This window comes from Actinokineospora sp. NPDC051303, assembly GCF_055586285.1.
In genome coordinates, this window is sequence record NZ_JBVJIN010000035.1 from 1 (window position 1) to 21193 (window position 21193).

At 73.1% G+C, this 21193-nt stretch carries 20 protein-coding genes; 10 read left to right on the plus strand and 10 right to left on the minus strand.

The window, feature by feature from the left end:
- Positions 1 to 450: 450 nt before the first annotated feature.
- Complete coding sequence (locus ACZ6SD_RS23615; protein WP_465319153.1) at positions 451 to 963, minus strand: GGDEF domain-containing protein; 513 nt, start codon at positions 961 to 963, stop codon at positions 451 to 453.
- Positions 964 to 1329: 366 nt separating this feature from the next.
- Between ACZ6SD_RS23615 and ACZ6SD_RS23620 the strand changes: the two genes are divergently transcribed.
- The 6 genes from ACZ6SD_RS23620 to ACZ6SD_RS23645 all read left to right on the plus strand — a co-directional run bounded on the left by ACZ6SD_RS23620 (position 1330) and on the right by ACZ6SD_RS23645 (position 6041).
- Positions 1330 to 2100, plus strand: a complete 771-nt coding sequence (locus tag ACZ6SD_RS23620) for a helix-turn-helix domain-containing protein (protein WP_465319154.1) — start codon at positions 1330 to 1332, stop codon at positions 2098 to 2100.
- Between the two features lie 53 nt (positions 2101 to 2153).
- Positions 2154 to 2681, plus strand: a complete 528-nt coding sequence (locus tag ACZ6SD_RS23625; RefSeq protein ID WP_465319155.1) for a hypothetical protein — start codon at positions 2154 to 2156, stop codon at positions 2679 to 2681.
- A 21-nt stretch (positions 2682 to 2702) separates the two neighbouring features.
- On the plus strand, positions 2703 to 3968 hold the full coding sequence (locus ACZ6SD_RS23630; protein WP_465319156.1) for an MAB_1171c family putative transporter: 1266 nt from the start codon (positions 2703 to 2705) through the stop codon (positions 3966 to 3968).
- Positions 3969 to 4041: 73 nt separating this feature from the next.
- Positions 4042 to 4668, plus strand: a complete 627-nt coding sequence (locus ACZ6SD_RS23635; RefSeq protein WP_465319157.1) for a methyltransferase family protein — start codon at positions 4042 to 4044, stop codon at positions 4666 to 4668.
- A gap of 64 nt (positions 4669 to 4732) precedes the next feature.
- The gene (locus ACZ6SD_RS23640; RefSeq protein WP_465319158.1) at positions 4733 to 5470 is read left to right on the plus strand and encodes a TNT domain-containing protein; all 738 of its coding nucleotides are present in this window, start codon (positions 4733 to 4735) and stop codon (positions 5468 to 5470) included.
- Positions 5471 to 5486: 16 nt separating this feature from the next.
- Entirely contained in the window at positions 5487 to 6041 is a 555-nt protein-coding gene (locus ACZ6SD_RS23645) for a hypothetical protein (RefSeq protein WP_465319159.1), read from the plus strand.
- On the opposite strand, the gene ACZ6SD_RS23650 is transcribed toward ACZ6SD_RS23645, so the two are convergent.
- The 8 genes from ACZ6SD_RS23650 to ACZ6SD_RS23685 all read right to left on the minus strand — a co-directional run bounded on the left by ACZ6SD_RS23650 (position 6022) and on the right by ACZ6SD_RS23685 (position 16293).
- Positions 6022 to 6816 carry a colicin immunity domain-containing protein gene (locus ACZ6SD_RS23650; protein ID WP_465319160.1) on the minus strand — a complete coding sequence of 265 codons (795 nt, stop codon included), beginning with the start codon at positions 6814 to 6816 and terminating at the stop codon, positions 6022 to 6024. The two genes, ACZ6SD_RS23645 and ACZ6SD_RS23650, sit on opposite strands and share 20 nt — an antisense overlap.
- Entirely contained in the window at positions 6813 to 8132 is a 1320-nt protein-coding gene (locus ACZ6SD_RS23655; protein WP_465319161.1) for a serine/threonine protein kinase, read from the minus strand. The genes ACZ6SD_RS23650 and ACZ6SD_RS23655 overlap by 4 nt, the downstream gene beginning before the upstream one ends.
- A complete protein-coding gene (locus ACZ6SD_RS23660) occupies positions 8129 to 10273 on the minus strand; it encodes a transglutaminase TgpA family protein (protein WP_465319162.1) in 2145 nt (714 codons plus the stop codon). The genes ACZ6SD_RS23655 and ACZ6SD_RS23660 overlap by 4 nt, the downstream gene beginning before the upstream one ends.
- Positions 10270 to 11397 (minus strand): DUF58 domain-containing protein, encoded by a 1128-nt coding sequence (locus ACZ6SD_RS23665; protein ID WP_465319163.1) that lies wholly within the window; start codon positions 11395 to 11397, stop codon positions 10270 to 10272. The genes ACZ6SD_RS23660 and ACZ6SD_RS23665 overlap by 4 nt, the downstream gene beginning before the upstream one ends.
- Positions 11397 to 12350: an AAA family ATPase gene (locus tag ACZ6SD_RS23670; protein WP_465319164.1), complete on the minus strand. Its 954-nt coding sequence runs from the start codon at positions 12348 to 12350 to the stop codon at positions 11397 to 11399. Before ACZ6SD_RS23670 ends, ACZ6SD_RS23665 begins: the two co-directional genes overlap by 1 nt.
- Entirely contained in the window at positions 12350 to 14260 is a 1911-nt protein-coding gene (locus ACZ6SD_RS23675) for a fibronectin type III domain-containing protein (protein WP_465319165.1), read from the minus strand. The genes ACZ6SD_RS23670 and ACZ6SD_RS23675 overlap by 1 nt, the downstream gene beginning before the upstream one ends.
- Before the next feature lie 90 nt (positions 14261 to 14350).
- On the minus strand, positions 14351 to 15613 hold the full coding sequence (locus ACZ6SD_RS23680) for a sensor histidine kinase (protein ID WP_465319166.1): 1263 nt from the start codon (positions 15611 to 15613) through the stop codon (positions 14351 to 14353).
- Entirely contained in the window at positions 15610 to 16293 is a 684-nt protein-coding gene (locus tag ACZ6SD_RS23685; protein ID WP_465319167.1) for a response regulator transcription factor, read from the minus strand. Before ACZ6SD_RS23685 ends, ACZ6SD_RS23680 begins: the two co-directional genes overlap by 4 nt.
- Before the next feature lie 154 nt (positions 16294 to 16447).
- Between ACZ6SD_RS23685 and ACZ6SD_RS23690 the strand changes: the two genes are divergently transcribed.
- The 3 genes from ACZ6SD_RS23690 (at position 16448) to ACZ6SD_RS23700 (ending at position 18641) form a co-directional block, all read left to right on the plus strand.
- Positions 16448 to 17227, plus strand: a complete 780-nt coding sequence (locus ACZ6SD_RS23690) for an AfsR/SARP family transcriptional regulator (RefSeq protein WP_465319206.1) — start codon at positions 16448 to 16450, stop codon at positions 17225 to 17227.
- A gap of 79 nt (positions 17228 to 17306) precedes the next feature.
- Positions 17307 to 17921, plus strand: a complete 615-nt coding sequence (locus ACZ6SD_RS23695; protein ID WP_465319168.1) for a helix-turn-helix transcriptional regulator — start codon at positions 17307 to 17309, stop codon at positions 17919 to 17921.
- A 63-nt stretch (positions 17922 to 17984) separates the two neighbouring features.
- Complete coding sequence (locus tag ACZ6SD_RS23700; protein ID WP_465319169.1) at positions 17985 to 18641, plus strand: response regulator transcription factor; 657 nt, start codon at positions 17985 to 17987, stop codon at positions 18639 to 18641.
- A gap of 12 nt (positions 18642 to 18653) precedes the next feature.
- Here the strand turns inward: ACZ6SD_RS23700 and ACZ6SD_RS23705 are convergent, their stop codons facing one another.
- Positions 18654 to 20003, minus strand: coding sequence for a protein kinase domain-containing protein (locus tag ACZ6SD_RS23705; RefSeq protein ID WP_465319170.1), 1350 nt, complete (start codon positions 20001 to 20003; stop codon positions 18654 to 18656).
- A gap of 169 nt (positions 20004 to 20172) precedes the next feature.
- Here ACZ6SD_RS23705 and ACZ6SD_RS23710 point away from each other — a divergent pair, with 169 nt between their 5' ends.
- Positions 20173 to 21141: a hypothetical protein gene (locus ACZ6SD_RS23710; protein ID WP_465319171.1), complete on the plus strand. Its 969-nt coding sequence runs from the start codon at positions 20173 to 20175 to the stop codon at positions 21139 to 21141.
- Positions 21142 to 21193: the final 52 nt, after the last annotated feature.

The window sequence follows — 21193 nt, forward strand, 5'->3', positions numbered from 1 at the left end:
GTGGGATGCCTTCGGCCTCACACGTGCGGAGCCAGCTTAGCGATCTTCCTTCTCCCCCGAAGAAACCACTCCACCCCATCGAGCACCTGGCAGGGGTGGTTCGGCCTGGCAGGAACGCGGGTTTGTTGTCTCCGGTCCCACAGAGTGTCTGGCTGGGGCGGGTGCGGTTGGCAGGAATGCGGGTTCGCTGCCTTTGCTCCGCCCATCGGGCACGCTGGATGCGGTGGGGCGACACAACGCAGGCCTGCCACACCGCACCCAGGCCGGGGCGCGGCCCTCCCGCCAACCGCAGTCCGACCATGCCAGGCGCCAATTGTGAGCGGAGCGGCAAACCCGCCCACTTGCCGACTAAACCCAACCATCCAGCAGCGCGTGCGGGGTCGGGATGTGGTCTGGGTGGGTGACCGGGTGTGTTGGCGTCCCCGTGAGTGCTTGGGTGAGCTTCGACGGTCAGGTGTTCCGGTCGGTGGCTAGCCAGAAGCCCGCGCCGGAGGTCTTGGCGGTGCGCATTGCCGCTTCTGCTTGGAGTTCCAGCCTGCTCAGGCGGACGTCTTGGCCGGGGGTGAACAGGGCCGCGCCGATGGAGATGGACAGGCCGGTGACCAACTCGCGGCCGTGCTCCGTTTGGACCTGCACGACCAAGCCCGCCACGCGCCTGCGGAGCCAGCGGGCCTTTTCCTCCGCTGCCAGGCGGTCGGCGCCGCGTAGCCAGATTAGGAACTCGTCCGCTGCTCCGCCGCATCTGCTGACCAGGTCGGCTGGGCTGGTGCCGGTGCGGAGGATTTCGGCCACCGCGCGGAGAATGGTGTTTCCGGCCGCGTGGCCGTGGGTGTCGTTGACCCGCTTGAACGCGTCCAAGTCCAAGTAGAGCACGGCTCCTGGCCTGCCCTCGTGGTCTGCCTGCCGCAGCTCTCTCGGCGCCTTGTCCGACCATGACCAGTGGTCGTACAGGCCGGTGATCAAGTCACGCGTCGGGCGACCGCACGTGGTGCACCACGGAACGTGCTCCGGGTCGAATGAGTCGGTGACTGAGGTCGGTGGTGTGTGTTGCTCTTGCACGTACATCGGGCCCCCTTCTTTCGTTCCCCTCCCGAGTTCGGCGAAGAGCACCGGCCGACCCCTCGTCCGGCTGGTGCCCGCCCCCCAAAGTGCCGCGTGGCGCTTCCGTTTCGCAGCGATTCCCTTACACTCTGCAAGCATAGGGCCGGACACCGACGATATCAACCAGACTTGAGAAGCGTTGGGTCCGATGCTAAATTCTGGTTGCTAAACGTTGGGGGGCAACAGGTTTTTGCGAAGCTGGGTATCCGACCTGCGGAAAGGGGGCCTGTGAGCGGCACCGAGCGTCCCAGGTTCTGGCAGCTCCTCGACCGACTCTGCAAGGAACGCGGCTTCGGCAATGTCGCGCTCGCCGCCGCGTTGGGCGAGGTGAACTGCCAGGTCACGCCGCAGTACCTGTCGGCGTTGCGCTCCGGCAAGAAGGACAACCCCAACTACGCGCTGTTGCACGCGCTTGGCCGCGTCCTCGACGTGCACCCGGCCTGGTTCCTCGGCGGCCGTCGCGACCGGGCGCCGGGGTCGGTGACCACCGACAGCTTCGCGGTGCGGCTGCGCGCGCTGTTCGAGGCCATCCGGCCGGCCAACGGCGCGCCCTACAGCATCCGGGAGATCGTGAGCCGGGTCCCCGAGCGGGTCGCGGCGCTGCCCGGCGACGGGTGGACGCTGTCCGCGCCGACGCTGACCGAACTCTACAAGGGCGCCAACGACAATCCCGGGCTGCGGCAGATCCTGGTGATCGCCGTCGTGTTCGGCGTCGAGCCCTGGTACTTCTTCGATGACGACTACGCCCGCCGGGTGGACGCCGAGGCCACCGCGCTGCGGATCTCGACGGTGCTGGAGCTCGACGTCCGGGCCGTGGTGATGCGCAGCCTCGGCGGCGATCTCGCCCGGCAGGTCGACTCCCAGGTGATGGGCACGGTCATGACCCAGATGGCGCGCGCCTTCTTCCCGGAGAAAGCCGACCAGGTGGAGCAGCTGCTCACCGCGGACGACGCCGCTGGGAACAATGCCGCTGGGAACAACGACGAGCCCGGCCAATGACTGACCTGACAGCAGCGATCTGGAAGGCACGAGAGGGATCGCACGGTAATCCTATGAATGGCAAAGAGCGCAAGAAGATCGCGAGAGAGCTGGTCGAGGCTCTGGGCGTGACGAGCGCGATCACCACCGAGCAGCTGTGCTACCGGCTGTGCGAGGTGCTCGGCGAGTGGGAGAATCGGCCGGTCAAGCTGGCCTTCATCGACGTCCGGCCGATGGGGCTCAGCGGGTGCACCTGGATCTCCAAGGACGACACCGGTCCGATGGGCATCGTGGTCTCGCCCGGGCCGAGCTGGGTCTACCGCCTCGGCGTCCTCCTGCACGAGATCGCCCACCGGCTGCTCAAACACGACGCCATCGTGCACACCGGCGACGGCCCGCACCTGTTCGGCAACCTCGACCCGCAGGCCGAACGGCTCATCGCGGGCCGGACCGACTTCACCCGCAAGGAAGAAGACGACGCCGAACGGCTGGCCACCACGCTGCACAAGGCGCTGTTCGCCTGGTCGGCGACCCGCAGCCGCGAGCCGCTGCCGGTGTCCGCGCCGACCGCGCTGCACCGGATAGCCGGATCGCTGGAATAGCGCCGAGTTCGGGGGAGAGAGATGTCGCAGTACGCGACCACGTATCTCTGCGCGGGGGTGGCCTTCGCCACCAGCGCGGTCAAGATCCGCCACGCGTTCCAGGTCCCCCCGGGGACCGAAGCCGCGGGCAAACGCGCGCTGCGCCTGACGATCGCCGTGGTCGCCGCGCTGGCGGGGCTGGTGATGGGCCTGTCCGCGCCGCCGGTCGTGGTCTGGATCAACCGGGTCTCCGGGGTGGCGAACCTGACCGCGCTCATCGTCCACATGGGAATCATCGCGCTGGCCGCGTCGGCGCAGGTGCTTTTCCTGCTGTGGTCGGCCGACATCGCCGATTCCTGGCCGAGGGTGCGTCGGCGGCTGTGGGTGCTGGCCGCGATCGGAATCGCCCTGGTCGTGCTGTTCGCGCTCAGTGACGTGCCGGTCGAACGCCCGGTGGACTACGAGTCGTATTACGCGCGGCAGCCGGTCGTGGCCGTGTACAGCGGCCTTTATCTGATCGCCTACGGGGCCGCGCAGTTCGGGGTGATCAGCCTCGGGTTGAACTGGTCGCGCTCGCACCACGTCGCGGGGCGGCCCTGGTTGCGGCGCGGCCTGCGGATCGTGGCGGTCGGCTCGGCGGGCGGGCTGGGCTTCTCGGTGGCCCGGTTCACGGCCATGGCGGGCCGGTGGTTCGGGCTGGACTTCGACGCGGTCGCGTTGCCACTGTCGCTGGCGTTCGGGCAGATAGGCCTGCTGGCGTTCGTGATCGGCCTGCTGCTGCCGCCGTTCGGGCCGCCGCTGGCGACCGTCCCCAGCCGGATTCGGGTCTATTTCTGGGAATTGCGCGCCTACCGGCTGCTTCGCCCGCTGTGGAACGCGCTGCGCCCGGTCAACCCGGAAGCCGTGCAGCCCTTGGCGCACAAGGAAAGATTCAGCGTGCGGTGGCGGGTGATCCGCCAGGTGATGGAAATCTACGACTGGCTCGCCACACTGCGTCCCCACCACGACCCCGAGGTGGCCCGGGACGCCGAGCGGGCGGGTCGCGCGGCCGGGCTGACCGGGTCCGCGCTGGACGACCTGGTTCTGGCCTGCCAGATCAAGGTTCTGGTGGCCACGAGACCGTGGCTCACCTCCCCGGCCGCCGCCTTGGCCGACCCGCCCGCCGTCGCCGCGGGCGCCACCGAAGCGGTCTATGTCACCGAGGTGTCCCAGCTGGCGCGCCTGGCCGTGGCCTACCGCTCGCCCCTGGTCGAGTCGGTGGCCAGACCGCACCTGCGCCCCGCCGTCGCCAGTCCAGACCCGGTATGACCGCCACCATCGCCCCGGAGAGCCCGATGAGTTCTGTGCCCGGCCCAGTCCCGCGCGTCCAAGGCGAGGTCCGGTGACCCTCGTCGCCTGGGGAATCTTCCTGCTCTGGCTCGTTCTCGCCTTCGGCGTGCCGATGAGCCGGATGCGCCGCCGCACCGGCGGCCGGGACGCGGGCCTGCGCATCTCCGGCCCGCTCCAGTGGTGCGGCGAGGCGGCGTTCGGCGTGATCGGCCTGACCGGGCTGGTCAACCCGGCCCTGGACCTGCTCGGCGCGCTGCCCCGGATCGCCGCGCTCGACCATGTGCCGCTGCGCGTTCTCGGGTTGGCGGTGGCGGCGGTGGGGGTCGCGGCCACGGTGCACGCCCAGTTGTCGATGGGCGCGTCCTGGCGCATCGGCGTGGACCGCGCCGAGCGCACCGACCTGGTCACCACCGGCCCGTTCGCCGTGGTCCGCAACCCGATCTTCGCCGCGATGCTGCTCACCGGACTCGGGTTGTCCTTGGCGCTGCCCAACTTCCTGTCCATCACCGGCCTGCTGTTGTTGTACGCCACCGTGTCCACATTGGTGCGCCGCGTCGAGGAGCCCTATCTGATCAGGGCGCACGGCGCGGACTACCTCGACTACGCGCGCCGGGTGGGCCGGTTCTTCCCCGGCGTCGGCAGGCTGCGGCGGGCGGCCAAGTCGTACCCGGTCGGGTAGTCGACAGCGCGTGCCTTCGGGTGGTGGAGTTGGGCGAAGATCGTCAACGACTGGAGGCTCGATGATGAGTTGGCCGATTCGCTCGTTGCTCGCGGTGGTCGGCGCGGTGGCGCTGCTGGCGCCGACCGCCGTGGCCGCGCCCGCGCAGCCGTCCGTCGGACAGCCGTCGGTCGAGCGGCTGACGACGGAGTGCTCGCCGGACTACGCCCTCGATGACCCGCGCTTCGGCCCCAGGGTGCTGCCCAAGCGGGGAGTCGTCGGCGAACAACTTGTCGGCTACCGGCGCACCGGAAAGCTCACCCCGCGGCGGTTCCTGGAGACCTACTACGACTCGGCGGCCAATGGCGGCCAGGGAAGCTGGCGCTACCCGCCCGCCGACGGCTACCTGCTGTCCCCGGAGGGCACTCCAGTGATCATCCCCACTCAACTCGCCCCGGGACAGCTTCTGGACCGCTACGGCAGCGAATACGGCCAGTTCCTCGCCCCGAAGGGCTCCTCGTACGCCAGCCGGTCCATTCCCCCGCAGAGCCTGGTCAGCACCCCCGCCGCGTACTGCAACTACCGCGCCTACGAGGTTGTTCGGCCGTTCGTCGTGGACTCCGGCCCGATCGCGCCCTGGTTCGCCCAGCCCGGACTGGGCTGGCAGTACCAGCTCAAGGCCGCGCACATCCCCGGCGCGCCGTCGCCGCTGAACGTGAAGTGGCTGCTGGACAACGGTTTCCTCAAGCGGATCATCGGCCCACCGCAGACCACCGCCGCGCGGGACCTGTCCGTGTTCGACCGCGCCCTGTCGCTGGGCTGAGCTAACCTGCCCGCCTGTGACGCTTCCGAATCCAGAGTTCCGGCGGCGGGTGCGCGACCTGGCCGAAAGCCAGTGGGGCGAGCCGGTCGTCGTGGTCTACCTGCACGAGGTCAAGCCCGAGTTCGACGTCCCCGGCAGGCGCAAAGACGGCACAGTCAAGGGTGAACGGCTGGTCCGCCGGTTCTTCTGGAACATCTTTCGCGGCACGGCAGGCGGCGTGGCCAGCGTCGTCCTGTCGGTCGCGGGCGGCGCGGCTGGCCACGTCTTCGGCCGGGACGGCAAGGTGACCGGCCCGGAAAACGCCCAAGCCCTCGCCCTGGTCGACGCCGCCCGGCCAGCCGACGGTCCCTGGCTGGCCTACTCCCCGTCGCACGTCGCCGTGATCGATACCGGCCGCACCTACCTCGACCCGGCGGACAGCCCGACGCCCACTTTCCTGTGGCACGCCGAGAAACCGCACGCGCCCCAGGTCCGTCCCGCCCACCGCCGCCTCACCTGGCCGGACGGCTCTGAGTTCACCTATCACATCAGCGCCGAGGAATCGAGGTTCCTCAAGCAGTCGGCGGGGTAGCGCCGGGCAGGGCCGACAGCGCCCACCGCACCGCCCGCACGACGTCTTCGTCATCCAGATCAGTGGCGTCGCGGAGAGCGGGATCGGCGACGTAGTCGTCCAGGGCATAGAAAACCTGGTCGAGGACGCGGGCCCGGTCCGCGCCGCCCCGGTCGCCGTCGACGCGGGCTCGCTCGCGGGCGGCCAGCCACCGCGGGGAGAACTCCGCCGCCGAGATGGTCCCCGCGCTCAACGCCCGCATCAGCGCCAGTTGCTCGCCCGTCCCGGACCCCGCCGCGACCCGATCCGACCGGGTGCGCGGCGGGTACCGCGCGGCGATCTCGGCGAGGGCGGGGGCCCGCTCGCCCAGGGCCCGCGCCTGACGGCGGAAGCGAGCCCGGTCGCCGTCGATGCCCGCATGGCAGAAGCCGTCCAGAAAACGTGGCCCCGCCGCGGCCAATGCGTATCCCCGGCTGGTGACCGACACCGCGCCCGACCCGTCCGGCAGGACAAGCAATCCCGCTCCGTTGAAGCCGACCGCGTCGGCAGGCGCCCGGGTCGGCTGCTTGCCCGACGCGAGCGTGACCACCCAGAAGAAGCGCGCCCCCGCCGTCCGTGCCCCCGCAGCGCATCGGCTTGCCAACGAGCGGTCCACTCCCGACAGCGCGACGACCGGGACAACCACCTTGGCGTCCGCGAGAAGCCAGTTGTCGCGAAACTCCCCGGCGCCGTCGAGGATTTCCGCGACCGGCGGCTCGGAGAAGTGGTCCCAGTCGCCGTGATGGGATCGGGTCACCCGCACACCGCGCCGCCGAACGGCTTAGGGCGGGACTGGCCGGTTTCGGTGGCGTTGGCGGCGCGGACCTGGAAGCAGTACTTCCGGCCGGGCTCGACATCGACCTGGATCGTCGTGTTCCGGCCCGCGGTCAGCCAGCGGGGCTGCTCGCCCTCGGCCGTGACCAGCACCAGGTAGTCCAGGGGAGCCGAGCCGCGCCAGGTCAGCCGGACCTTGTCGCCCTCGGCGATCGGGTCGTCAAGTTCCACGAGGGCGGACGGCCGCGGCGAGTCGGATGCGGCCGCACTGGACGAGGCCGCGGTGGACGTCGGTGAGCCCGCGGTGGGCGCGGGCGGACCTGCGGGCGCGGTGGACAGCTCAGACGACGGCGTCCAGGTGAGGACGACCACGGCGGCCGCCACCGCGGCGGCCGTGAGCACCCCGGCCGCCACGCGGCGCGCGACCCGCCGGGACTTCGGCCCGCCGGGCGCGCCCGACCGGAAGTCGAAGGCGGCGATGGGGACCCGGCCGGACACCGGGGCTGCCGGGGCGCCGGTCGCGGCTGTCGGCGGGGAGGTCAGCGCGGCGATCTCGGCCATGCGGGTGGCGACGGCGTCGGCGCTGGGCGGTCGATGGGCCGGATCGACGGCCAGCAGCCGAGCGACCACAGTGGACAGTTCGACCGGCACACCGGGCCGGTTGACGGCGGGCACCGGTTCCCGCAAGATGCGCAGCACTCGGTCGCCCGCGCGCTCGCCCAGCCTGCCGGGATGCGGTGAGCCGCCGGTCAGGGCGAAGTGCAGGACCGCGCCGAGGGCGTAGAGGTCGTCGGACTCGCCCGGGGTGTCGGTGCGGATCGCCTCGGGGGAGCGGAACTCGATGGCGTGCAAGGGATCGCGCGGGAAGGCCTGCCGCAGGCTCGGACCGGCGTCGGACAGCAGCGGCTCGCCGGTGGCGCGGAACAGCACATTGTGCGGGGTCACCCCGCCGTGCACGACACCCGCCCGGTGGGCTGCGGCCAGGGCGGTGGCCAACACCCGGCCCAGCGCGACGACCTCCCGCGCGGGCAGCGGACCCGTCTGCCCGACCAGGTCGGCCAGCGAGCGCGCGCACAGTTCCATCCGCAGGATCTGCTTGCCGTCCTGGGTTTCCACGCCGTCGACCGGCAGCAGCGACGGGGCGCCGCGCAACGCGGCCCGCTCCCGCTCGAACGCGGTCCTGGTGCGCCGGTCGAACACCTTCGGGAACACTTTCAGCGCGACGGGAACACCGTCGCACCGTCCTGAGTAGACGGTGGCGACCGGTCCGCCGCCCACTGCCCTGTCGAAAACCGTCATCGCCGTGCCGTCGAATCCGCCATCCGTCTCGCGCGAGTCGGGACCGCGCCGCCGCGGCCGAGCACGAACCGCGGGTCCACGGCCGCGCGCAGCCGCCTCGGCCACGGCAGCGTGGCCAGCCCCCGCCGCACCAGCCCCACCGCGGCCCAGGCCCGGGGGCTCGCGTCGTCGTCGGCGCCCTCCGGTGACCACAGCGCCGCGTCCAGGATATCCGCCAGGTTGGAAAGCCCGGCCACGACAGTGGGTTCGGCGACAGTGGCCAGCACGTCCCGCACCGTCATGCCGGGGGACACCGCCACCCCGTGCGCCCGCAACCGGTCCCGCGCCTCGAACCAGGCGCCCACCACACCGCGCGCCCCCGGTTTGCGCCTGCGCCGTGCGCGCAGCGCGGTCAGCAGCGGCACACCGGCCACCCAGAGGACGAGCAGCCCGAGCACCGTGAACCCGAGCGTGCGCCACGGCACCGACCAACCGGGGCCCGGAGTCCCGGAGTCCGGCGGGGGCGGCCGGAGCGCGGGCTCGACCAGATCAGCCGCTGCGGGCAGCCGCGCCCGAGCGCGGTCGGTCGCCTCGGCCAGTCCGCCGCGCGCCGTCGAGGACGTCGCGGCGCGGGTCGGGTCGAGCGGGACCCAGCCGACGTTCTCGATCGCCACCTCCGGCCACACCAGGGCGTCCCGGTTGTGCACCACCACGCGTTCCCCGGCCGCGTCGGGGGCGCGGTAGCCCACGGCCAGTCGGGCGGGGATGCCCAGGAAGCGCGCGAGAACGACGTAGGCCGCGGCGAACTGCTCGCTCGTGCCGACCTTCTCCTTGAGCAGGAAGTCGCGCAACTGCGGCCACCCGCTGCCGGTCGGGGCGTTCGGACCCTCGGCCAAGCGGTAGTTCTCGCCGAGGAATCGCTCCAGGGCCAGGGCGGTCTGCGCCGACGAGCGAATCCCGCCGACCGCGGCCCGCGCCAGATCGGCGACCTCCGGAGGCACCGCGCCGAGGTCGCCGACCTGCCGCGCGGCGACCGGGTCGACGGCTCCGTTGATCAGGGCTCCCGCGTCGACCGTGGGCTCCCACCACCGCAGTTCATAGGACACCGGGCCGGTCGGCGCGGGCAGGCGCAGCGCGCCGGTGTCCTCGTCGACCAGCAGCCGGGGACCGCTCACCGCCGCGGGCAGCGCCTGGCTCGGCACCCAGGGACCCGCCGCCCCCTCGATCCTGGCGGTGTGCGACGTGGTGGACACCGGGGGCGCCGCCAGCGCCTCGCCCAGCCACCGCTGCCTGCCGTCGGTCGTCCACGTCACGCCGTCGAACCTGTCCAGCGCCAGCAGCCGCCACCGGTCGACCGGAGCCGAGGTGGTGTAGGTGAACACCGGCTCGTCCGGGTGGCGCAGCCTGCTTGCCACCTCGCTGAGCGGGTTGACCACCCGGGTCGGCTGGGGCACGGCCTGCTCGTCGCGCAGCGAGTACGGGGTCCGCTCGGGTGGGACGGTCCCCGCGAGGATCGCGCCGACCAGGGCGACCGGCAGTATCGCGGCTATCAGCGGTCCCGGAGCCTCCGCCGGTCCGGTCGCCAGCAGCAGGACCGCCGCGACGCCCGCGTACGCCAGGCCCGCGGCGATCGCGGCGCCGCCGGTGGCCGCGCCGAACAGCTGGCTCAGGCCGAGCACCGCGGCACTGGGCAGCAGCGCGAGCAGCGGCCGCCGCCGGGCGCCGAGCAGCTCGACGCCCGCCACCGCGGCGGCGAGCACCGCCATCGGGACGAACAGCAGCAGATCCGGCTCCGGCCGGGCGGGCCAGGTCGACCGCAGCGTCACCAGCCAGGACTCCGACACCCCCGCGGCGATGGCGCGGGCGGTCGCCGCCGTGGGCACCCCGGCGACCGTGGTGTCCCGCAGGAGCAGTTCCACCAGGCCGAGCAGCCCGGCGCCGGTGGCCAGCACCGGCCGCCACGGCTGCGACCGGGGAAAGCGCGCGCACAGCTCGGTCACCGCGAAGCACGCCACGACCACGACGGCGATGGGGGCCAGCAACGCGCGGAACCCGAACACCGGCTGGAACAACAGGCCCGCCATGGCCGCCGCGACCAGGACCGCGCCCACCGCGATCCGCCCGCTCACCCCGTGCTCACCGGCCGTCGTCTCCGGGGTCATCCGGCGACCACGCTGTTCCAGCGGCGGACCGCGGCCTCGGCGTCGGCGGCGTGCAGCACGGTCGCCCCCGGCACCCTCGGCCTGCCGACCGGGCCCACGGCGAGGACGACCAGAGCCGAGTAGTGCGGCCGCAGCGCCGCCACCGCCCCGAGATCGGCCGGTGGCGCGGAGGTGACGACGGCCAGGCAGCCGCCGCGGCCCTCGGGCCTGCCCAGCGGCCTCGGCACGGTGTCGCCGCCGCCGTCCGGGCGCAGCAGGGTCAACTCGTCCAGCAGGCGCCGCACCGCGGCCGGGCCAGCGGCCACCGACACGTCCAACCCGGCCGAGGTCAGCAGCCTGCACCGGTGCCCGGCGGCGGCCGACGCCGTCAGCAGCGACGCGGTGAGGTCCACCGCGTCCTCGAACGCCGGGCCGGGGCGGGTGTCGAGCAGCGCGGTGAACCGCGGCTGCTCCGGGTCGACGTAGTCGCGGACCATGAGCCTGCCGGTGCGGGCGCTGGCCTTCCAGTGCAGGTGCCGCACCTCGTCGCCGACGACGTACTCCCGGATCTCCCGCAGATCCAGCGACCCGCGCGGCGAGGACTCCGTGGTGGCGCCCTCGTGGTGGTGGAGCGGGTGCCCGCCCGCGGGCGCGCGCGCCGGGTACCGGCGCGGGTACACCCACAGCGTGGTGGTGTCCCCGGTCCGGACGCGGCCGACCGCGAGGCCCAGCGGGTCGGGGCGTTCGAGGGTGAGCGGCCCGACCTGGTGCGCGCCGCGGACCCCGGTGGGCAGTTCGTAGTGCTGGACGACCTCGGCTCCGGGCGGGAGCGGCCGCACGCGCACCCCGCGCTGGCCCGAGCCGATCCGGTCGCTCGCGGTGAACCCGGGCTGGCTCCGCCCGCCCTCGTTGCGCACGCGGATTCGGGCGAACGCGGGTCGGTCGCGGGCGACCCGGTCCGGGTAGACCTCGCGCACCACCGTGACGCTCGGCTTGCGAGCGACGATCAGCACGGCCGTGAGCACCGCGCCCACGCCCGCGCCGCCCACCGCGCGCAGCACGGGATACCCGGCGAACCAGCCCGCGGCGACGGCCGCGGCCGCCAGGCCCGCGACGGCGGCGCCCCGGCCGGTCAACCGGACCATCAGGCCACCGTGGCGCTCGTCGCGGGCGCCGGGACGGCGGCCAGGACCTCGGCGAGGATCTCGTCGGTCCGCCGCTGGTCGAGTTCGGCGTCGGCGGTGAGGATCAGCCGGTGTTCGAGGACCGGCCCGGCGACCTCCTTGACGTCGTCGGGGGTCACGAAGGCGCGGCCGCGGGTGGCCGCGACGGCCTGGGCGGCGCGGACCAGGGCGATGCTGCCGCGCGGGCTCGCGCCGTGGCGCAGCGCGACGTGCGCGCGGGTCGCGGCCGCCAGCCGGGCCGCGTACTCCACGACCTGGGGGTCGAGGTGGCCAGAGCGGACCTGCGTGATCGCCGCCCGCAGCGTCGGGATGTCCACCACCGGGGACAGCTCGTCCGGGCCGACCCCGGCGCAGTGGCTCATGATCACCAGGACCTCGGTGCCGAGGTCGGGATAGCCGATCGACAGGCGCATCAGGAACCGGTCGAGCTGCGCCTCCGGCAGCCGGTAGGTGCCCGCCATCTCGATCGGGTTCTGCGTGGCGACCACCATGAACGGCGCCGGGACCTCGTGCCGCACGGAGTCGACGGTGACGGTGCGCTCGGCCATCACCTCCAGCAGCGCCGACTGGGTCTTCGGGGTGCCCCGATTGATCTCGTCGGCGAGCACGATGTTGGCGAAGATCCCGCCCCGGTGGAACTCGAACCGCTCGGCGTTCTGGTGGTAGACCTGCACGCCGGTGATGTCGCCGGGCAGGAGGTCCGGGGTGAACTGGATTCGGCTCCAGCTCCCGCCGATGCTGCGCGCCAGACACCGGGCCAGGGTGGTCTTGCCCAGGCCGGGCACGTCCTCGATCAGCAGGTGCCCCTCGGCCAGCAGCGCCGCGACGGCAAGCCGGACGAGGTCCGGCTTGCCCCGCAGCACCCGCGCGACATTGGTCGAGATCGCGTCGTAGACCTCGCTCGCGGCGGTCATCAATTCTCCGTCCACTTTAGACGATTGGAAGTGAAGGTCGTCCCGTTCGGCAGCTCCACCGTCACCCACACGGTGTGGCCGATCCCGTGGTAGTCGAAGGCGTGGAAGCTGGCCGCGCCATCGCTGTCGGTGGTGGTCGAATGGCCTTCGTTCGAGTAGCCCGCCGCGGTCGAGTGGGGAAACGCCTTGACGCGAGTCTTCGGCGGGAAACCGGTCAGGGTGATCCGCATCGGCGCGCAGCCGGGTTCCGAGGCGTAGTCCGCGTCCGGGTCGCAAGGGCGGTCGGCCTTGGCGATGCGGACCTGCGGCGTCGAGACCGGCGTCACCGGGTTGGCCGAGGCGGCGGGCCCCGAGCCGACGGCGTTGGCGGCGCGGACGCTGATGGCGTAGGACACGCCGTTGGCCAGGCCGGTCACCTCGAATCTGGTCGCGCCGCCGCCGAGTTGGCGCGACCCGGACCGGCCGCCGCCGGACCAGGCCACCGTGTACCCGGTGATCGGGGACCCGTTGGCCGCCGCAGGCGACCAGGTCACCGTCGCCGAGCCGGGGCCGGGGGTCGCCGCGACGCCGCCCGGCGCGCCCGGCGGGCTCGCCTCGATCGTCGGCGGGGGAGCCGCGGGCGGGGCGGGCGGCGTCGTCCGGGTCCGCTGGGGCTTGGCCGCGGGCGGCTTGGCGTCCGTGGGCCGCGCGGGCGGCCGAGCGGTGGCGACGGTGGAGGTCGTCCCGGTCGAGGTGGTCGAGGCGGTGTCGGTCGGGGGCGGCGGCGCGACCGGCGGCGGCACCGGGCCGCGCGTCGGGGTGACCTTGCCGTTGACCGGGACGTCGGTGATCCGGCCCTCGCGGTCGAGGACGAGCACGTGGCCGCCCTTGTCGCCCTCGACGTAGACCTTCTGGTCCTCGCCCTTGGTCAGCCTCGGCTGGCCGGTCTCGGCCGGAATCGGCCGGGCGTGCTGGGGGCGGCCGTCGGCGTCGTAGGTCAGCAGTTTCCGGCTGCTCCGGTCGATCAGCGCGACCACCGAGCCGGAGGACACCGGCTCGGTGTACTCGCCCTTGGGCACGTTCACCGCGATGGGCGCGGCCGGGCTGGCGGCGTCGACAGCGGGGGAGACCAGGTGCAGCACGCTCTTCGCCGGGTCGAAGATCGCCACCCGCCCGGCGACGTCGCTCGCGGCAACCGTCGCGGTGTCGGGGATGTCGAGCCCGAGGGGCACGCCCGGGCCGAGACCGCTGTCGGCGACGGTGTGGGCGGTGTTGGTCGCGCTGTCGATGAACAGCGGCGTGTCACCGACGACGGTGAGCGCCCCGGCGTCGTTGCCCGGAATGGCCACCGGGCACCGCACTTCGGTCGCGCCGGGGACGACGTCGCACAGCTGACCGGTGTCCACGCGCCGCAGCCACACCGTTCCCCTGGGGGTGGCCGCGAAATCGGTGACCGGGCCGCCGACGTTCAGCGAGAGCATCGGGTCGCCCAGGCGGGACAGCCTGCCCGCCTTCGGGTAGAGGACATAGGGCCCGCCCTCGGCGCGAATCGAGATGCCGGGGACCTCTTTCGTTTCCGGGTCCAGCGTCTTCTCCACGGTCTGGCTGGGCAGGTCGACCACATGGACCTGCTGGCTGATGACGTAGCCCTTGGTGTCGCCCTGGACCACCTCGCTGCCCGGGTCGGCCGTGACGCCATCGACCTTGGCGTCGACGTTGCCGGTGCCGCCGTCGATGTGGAAGATCGCGCCCAGCGCCGCGTTGTAGACCCAGTGGCCCGGCGGGAGGAACGCCGCGCCCGGGGTGGTCGTCGCCGCGCCGGACACCGCGACCACCACGCCGCTGAGACACCCCACCGCGAGCAGCGCCGTGGGCAGCCGCTTGCGCAGCGGGCCGCTGAGTGCCAGTCGAGATCGTCTCCCCAGATTCACGCGACCAGGGTAGGTCACCGAATACAGAAACGATCCACGCCGGTCTATCCCTGTCGTTTTAGGGCCTGTGCCGGTACTTCGATACAGGCCCTAACGCCGATCTGGCGCCACTGGCAGCTCAAGCTCGAAGATCGCCCCGCCCTCGTCGGCGTTGTAGAGGTTGAGCCTGCCCCCGTGCGCCTGGGCGACCCACCGCACGATCGACAGCCCCAGCCCCGACGACCCGCTGCCGGTGCGGAACCGGTCGAACATCCCCTCCGCGGCCTCGGCGTCGATTCCCGGACCGTGGTCGGCCACGGTGACCCGGCCGTTGGCCACCGTGATGTGCACGATCGCCTGCTCGCCGGGCTTTCGCCCGTACCGCACCGCGTTGTCGAGCAGGTTGCCGACCGCGCGCTGCACCAGGCCCGGGTCGGCCAGCACCGCGGACGCGGCGGCGGTGAGCGTCACCCGCGCGTTCTCGGCCGGGGTCGACTCCACCACGTCGGCCACCAGCTGGTCGAGCCACACCGGCTGCACGGCCAGCCGGTCCACGCCCGCGGCGAGCCGGGCGCGCACGAGGAGGCTGTCGATGATGCCGCCCATCCGCGCGGCGAGCTCCACCGTGCGCGGCAGCAAATCGGCGCGCTCGCCGGGATTGCGCAGCGCGGTCTCGGCGAGCGCCCGCAGCGCCGCGACCGGCGTCCGCAGGTCGTGCGCGGTCTCGGCGAGCAACTGCTCCTGCTGCTCCAGCGCCGAGGCCGCGGGCCGGATCGCCCGCCCGGCCAGGGTGTGGCCCGCGACGGCGACGAGTCCGGTCAGCAGCAGGCAGCCGCCGACGATCCGCCACGCCAGGGTGTTGTGCGCGCGCTGCTCGTCGGCCGCGTCGGCCAGCGCGATCACCGCGCCGACGTACCGCCCGGTCGACCCGCGGATCGGGTCGACCCGAATCCGCACCGGTCTGCCATCGGTCGCCCGAATCCGGCCGTAGCGCAGCCGTTGCTCGCGGACGGCGTCCCGCGCTTCCTGAGCCAACGCGTTCCGGTCCACCGCAACGCATTCGACTCTGCTGAACTTCGCCGGGAACGTCCCGCCGCCCGCGGGGAGCACGGCGAACTGCGGGCACGTGTCGTTGAGCTCGTCGCGGTCGATGCCCTCGGTGCTGACCGCGCCGTCGGCGTCGGTCCTGAGCAGCCTGCTGACCGTCGCGGTGACCCCTTGCAATTGGGCGTCGAGCCGCTGGTCCCGCTGCTCCTGGTCGCTGTCGATCACCAGCCAGGACACGATGACCAGCCCGATGGCGTTCATCGTGGTGAACAGCGCCGTCAGCACCAGCCGCAGCCTGCGGAGGCGGTCCGCGGACGCCCCGGTCACCGGTTCGGCTCCTCGGCGAGCCGGTAGCCGACCCCGCGCACGGTGTGGATCAGCGCGGGCGCGCGCAGCTTCGCCCGCAGCCGCTTGATCACCGCGTCCACCACGTTGGCGACCGGGTCGGCCGAGCCGTCCCAGCAGTGCTCCATCAGCTCGTCGCGGCCGACCGCCTGGCCGACCCGGACGAGCAGCACCTCCAGCACGGCGAACTCCTTGTCGGACAAGGTGAGCAGCACCCCGCCGCGGCGCACCTCCCGCCGCGCGCAGTCGACCACGAGGTCGGCGTGGCGCAGCACCGAAGGCCGTCCCGTGCCCGCGCGCCTGCACAACGCGAACACCCGCGCGGTCATCTCGCCCACGGAGAACGGTTTGACGAGGTAGTCGTCGCCGCCGTGGGCGAACCCGGCGAGCCGGTCGGCGACGCTGTCGCGCGCGGTGAGGAACAGCACCGGCGTCGCCCAGCCACGCTCGCGCAGCCGGTGCACGTAGGAGATCGAGTCGCCGTCGGGCAGCATCCGGTCGAACACCACGCACTGGTACTCGCCGTCGCGCAGCGCGGCGTCGGCGCCCGCGATGTCGGCGGCGGCGGTGACCCCCAGACCCGCCGCGGTGAGTTCGGCGGCAACCGCGACCCGCAGGTCCTCGTCGTCCTCGACCACCAGCACCCGTCCGCCGCGTGTCATCGAATCCTCATGTCCACTGGTCGACCCTGGTGCCCGCGGCGCGCGAGCGCGCCGATCCGCTCGATCGACAGGAGTAAGGGCAATGCGATTTTCGGGGCCATCTTCGCATCTATCTCCGCAGCCGTCTTCGAGGCTGTCTCCGCCGTTGTTCTCCGTGCTCGGCCCGGTCGAGGTGCACGGCGCGGCGGCCGTGCTCAAGGCGCCGAAACCGCGCACCGTGCTGACCACGCTGCTGGTACACGCTAACGCCTGGGTCGACAACGACACGCTGATCGCGGTCACTTGGCCGGAACAGGCCGCCCCCGCGTCGGCGAACGCCAACCTCAAGACCTATGTGTGGCAGCTTCGCCGGGCGCTGCCCCCGGGCCGCGTCGAGCAGCGGCCGGGCGCCTACCGGCTGCGGGTCGAGCCCGGCGAACTCGACATCGATGTCGCCGAGCGCCTCGCCGCCCAGGGCCGCCGCGCCCGCGCGGACGGCGACCTGGAGACCGCGGCCGACCTGTTCGCCGAGGCGCTCGGCCTGTGGCGGGGCAAGCCGTTCGGCGGCCTGAGCCTGGACACCGCGGTCGGCACCCGCGCCTGGCTCGACGCCCTGCACCGGGAACTGCGGTCGGCGCTGGCCGACATCCACGTCGAGCAGGGGCGGGTGAACGAGGCGATCACGGTGTTGCGCGGCCTGGTGGACGAGGACCCGATCTCCGAGAGCGCGTGGGCGCGGTGGGCGGCGGCGCTGGCCAAGGCGGGCAGGCACGGGGAGGCGCTGACGGTGTGCCACCGGGCCCGCGCGGTGCTGGCCAAGGAACTCGGCGTGCCGCCGGGCGTCGAGTTGGCCGCGGCCCACCGTCTCGCCCTGGGGAACCGGGTCGAGGTCCGGACCGTCCCGAACCCCCGAATCGACCTGCCGCGGGCGGGAGTGCGCTGTGGCCGTCCCTGAACACGGCCTCGCCCCGCGGACCAGGACCGTGTGTGTCCACAGAGGACTTTCCGGTGGGTGGGCGGAGAGTGGGTGGGGTGTGACCGCACTGCTGGCGGACGCCGCTCGCGAGGTGCTGGTGATGAGCACCCGCCCCACCGCGGCAGACGGTCCGGTCGAGGCGATTCGCCGCGTCGAGCACCGGAACCCGCGGCGGGCGGTGCGCTACCGGCTGCTGGTGCCCGACGCCGCCCGCACGGCGTCGGGTCTGGTTCCCCGACCCGGCGCGTCCGCCCTGGCCCGCGTGGACGCGCGGACCGTCCGGCACGTGCCCGCGGACGCGCTCGTCGTCGACGGCCGGGTGGCCGTCCTGGCGGGCGCGCCGGGCGAGGTCGCCGCGTTCCGGCTCCCCGGTGTGGTCACCACCGCGGTCGCGTTGTTCGAGCGGGTGTGGCGCACCGCGATTCCGCTGCCCCCAGCCGATTCGCCCCCAGTCGATCCGATCCCGGCCGAGCTGACCGCTCGGCAGCGCGAGTTGCTGACCCTGCTCACCTCGGGCAGCACCGACGAGGCCGCCGCGGCGGGTCTGGGCGTGTCGGTGCGGACGATCCGCCGCATGGTCGCCGACCTGATGAACCGGCTCGACGCCCGCAGCCGGTTCCAGGCCGGGGCCAAGGCCGCCGACCGCGGCTGGCTGCTGACCGACGCGGGCTGAGGACCGTTCGGCTCGCGTGACGCGCCCGCGGGCCGCGGTGACTGCCTGCTACCGTCGATGGCTGTGCGCGTGTTGGTTCTTGAGGACGACGAGAACATGCGACTGGCCGTCAGCGGCTCGCTGCGCGGCGCGGGCTTCGCCGTCGACCTCGCCGCCGACCTCGCGGTCGCCGACGAGGCCCTGTGGGTCAACCGCTACGACTGCGCGGTCTTCGATCGCAGGCTGCCCTCCGGCGACTCCCTGGGCTTCGTCCGCGCCAAACGCGCCGAGGGCCTGACCACACCGGTCCTGTTCCTCACCGCCCTCGACTCGGTCGACGACCGCATCGCGGGTCTCGCCGATGGCGACGACTACCTGGTCAAACCCTTTGACATGGCCGAGTTGGTCGCCCGCGTCCGCAGCCTGTGCAGGCGTTCGGCCACCGGCCGCCCCCCGGTGCTGCGCTGCGGCGACCTCCACCTCGACCCGGCCACCCGCCAGGTCCGCCGCGGCGGAATCCTGCTCACCCTGACGCCGCGCGAGTTCGCCGTCCTGGAACTGCTCATGGCCAACGCGTCCACGCCGGTCCGCCGCGACACCCTGATCGCGGGCGCCTGGGACGAGATGGCCGACCCCACCAGCAACATCCTGGACGTGGTGATCAGGCAGCTACGCCGCAAACTCCGCGAACCCCCGATGATCCACACGGTGCACCGGGTGGGCTACCGCATCGATCCCTGACGATTCCCGCGCTCAGGCACGGCATACCGCGCTGCGGATGGGCGCTGGCTCGCTCTCGTAGACCCGGTCGACGTCGCTGCCCCTGACCGCGAAGCAGTACTTGCGGCCCGGGTCGACCGGGACGGTGAAGCTGGTGCTGGTGCCGACGTATTCCACGCGGGCGCGCTGGTCGTCCTCGGCGTCGATCACCACGGCGTAGTGCAGGCGCTTGCTGCTGTGCCAGGTCAGCTCCACCGTGTCGGCCACTTCCCTGGGCGCGGCCAGAACGAGGTCGACCGGGGGCTCGGACGTCGCGGTCGGCGGCGCGGTCGGCGTCGGCCGCGGCTGGTCGGCGGCGGGCGGCTGCTCGGACTCGGCGTTGAGGGCGACGACGAGCGCGATGGCGGCGAGGGCGGCCACGCCTGCCCCGACCAGCGGTCGGCGCGGCGGCGCGGGAACTCGCGCGTTCGAGTCGGGCGCGTTCGGGCCCACAGCCGGTTCGCGGCCGAAGTCGGGTTCGCCGCTATCGGCGGCGAACCCGAGGCCGATGTCGAACGGGACCGAGGACTCGGTGAGCGGCGGCGGCGCGGTGCCGGTGAACGCCCGTGAGCCAGGCGTCCGCAGGGCGGCCAGGCGGGCCGCGGCCGTCGCGGCGTCGGTGGACCGGCGGGCCGGGTCGGGGGCCAGCAGGCCGGTGATGACGGCGGACAGCGCGGCGGGGACGTGTTTGCCGTCGATGGCCGGAACCGGCTCGCGGAGCACGCGCAGGACGCGCTCCCCGGGCTTCTCGCCCAGCCTGGCCGGGTGCGGAGACTCGCCGGTGAGGGCGAAGTACAAGACGGCGCCGAGGCCGTAGCAGTCGGCGCGTTCGGTGAACTCGCCCGTGCGCAGCGCCTCCGGCGGGCGGTACTCGATCGCGTGCAGCGGGTCCCGGGGGAAAGCGTGCCGCAGGGCGACGCCGAAATCGGCCAGCACCGGCTCGCCCCGCGGGCCGAAAAGCACGTTGAACGGGGTCACCCCGCCATGCACCACGCCCGCGGCGTGCGCGGCGGCCAGCGCCGTCGCGATCTCGTGGCCGAGCGCGACGACATCCGCCACCGGCAGGGCCCCGACGCGGCCGACCACCGCGGCGAGCGACTCCGCGCACAGCGGCATCCGCAGCGCCTGCCTGCCATCGGCGAGGCGGTCGACCGACTCGACCGACAGGATCGACGCCACGGCGGGCAGGGCGGCCCGCTCGCGCGCGAACGCCGCGGCCGTCCGCTTGTCGAAGCCGCGCGGGAAAACCTTGTACACGACCGGTTTTCCCGCGTGCAGCCCGGAGCAGACGGTGGCGACCGGCCCCGCGGTCAGTTCGTACAGCGCGTCGCCGGACATCGGCATGCCCCCTCCCTCGCCCTGGTCGTGAAGACCAGCCTAGGGACGCCGGTACAGCGGCGATACAGCCGCGCGCACCGCGGGCGGGCGGTGTCCGCTGTCATCGAATCCTCATATCTCCTGGGCGATGGTAGGAGCCACATCGCGTATTCGATCGCGTATTTGGAGGTGCACAGTGGACAGCAAAGCGCTCACCCCGGCCCAGCCGGACGAGCCGACGGTGGCCACATCGGCGCGGGTGTGGCGGCCCTCGCTCACCGCGCCCCTGTCGGAGAGCGGCACGGTGCCGCTGCCCGCGTCGGCGGTCCTGGCCCTGGCCGAGCTTCCGCGCGTGCCTCGGGCGAACCTGGTGCGCGGGCCGCGACTGGGCGAGCGGACGCGGCGGGCCACGGCGTTCGCGTTCCGTGGGCGGCGCCACGCGTTGCCCGGCGACAGCCGCAGGGCGCAGGCGCTGCTCACCCGGTTGCGGCCGGGCGCGATGCTGGTTCCCACCCCGGCTGGGGTGGTCATCGGGCACCGGACAGGCGTGACGGCGGTCGTGCGGTCGGGGCGGGTGAGCGTGGACCGGCTGCCCAATCCAGTGGAGTTGCTTTCCTGCGGCCCGAATGTGACGGCGCAGGCGCTGTTCCACTGCTTTCCGGGCAGGCCCCTGCGCGGCTGGCTGACTGTCCACTCAGGACTTACCGCTGTCGACGACCCGCAGCGGGTCCACCACCACATCCTGAGCCAGGCGCGGTCACTGCTCCGCGACGGGGAAACGACCGCGGTCGCGGAGGCCGACCCGGCCATGCTCACCGAACTGGCGCACGTCACCGGCGGCTACCTGGAAACCCGCGAGAGTTGGCGGTTCTGGCAGGCGGGCGCGGTCAGCCAGGCGTGCTTCCGGGTGGAGGGCACACCGCACCCCCACCTCGTCGCCACCCTGCTCACCCGCGCCCCGGGCGTCGCGGCCACCGTGGCGTGGAACGCCCACCCGCGCGGGCAAGGCATTGTCGTGCGACTGGCCGCCACCACCGAAGCCGCGGTCGACAGCGCCGCGCACACCCTCGCGGCCCTGCTGGCCCCGATCCGGCTCGTCCGCCTCGACGGGGCGCACATGGCCGGACTCGCCGCGACGCTGCCGATCGGATATGTGCCCCGCTGACCGTTGCCCCGCTTCCGGTTTCGGCGGCCCGCCAGTTTTCGCGGGCGGGCCG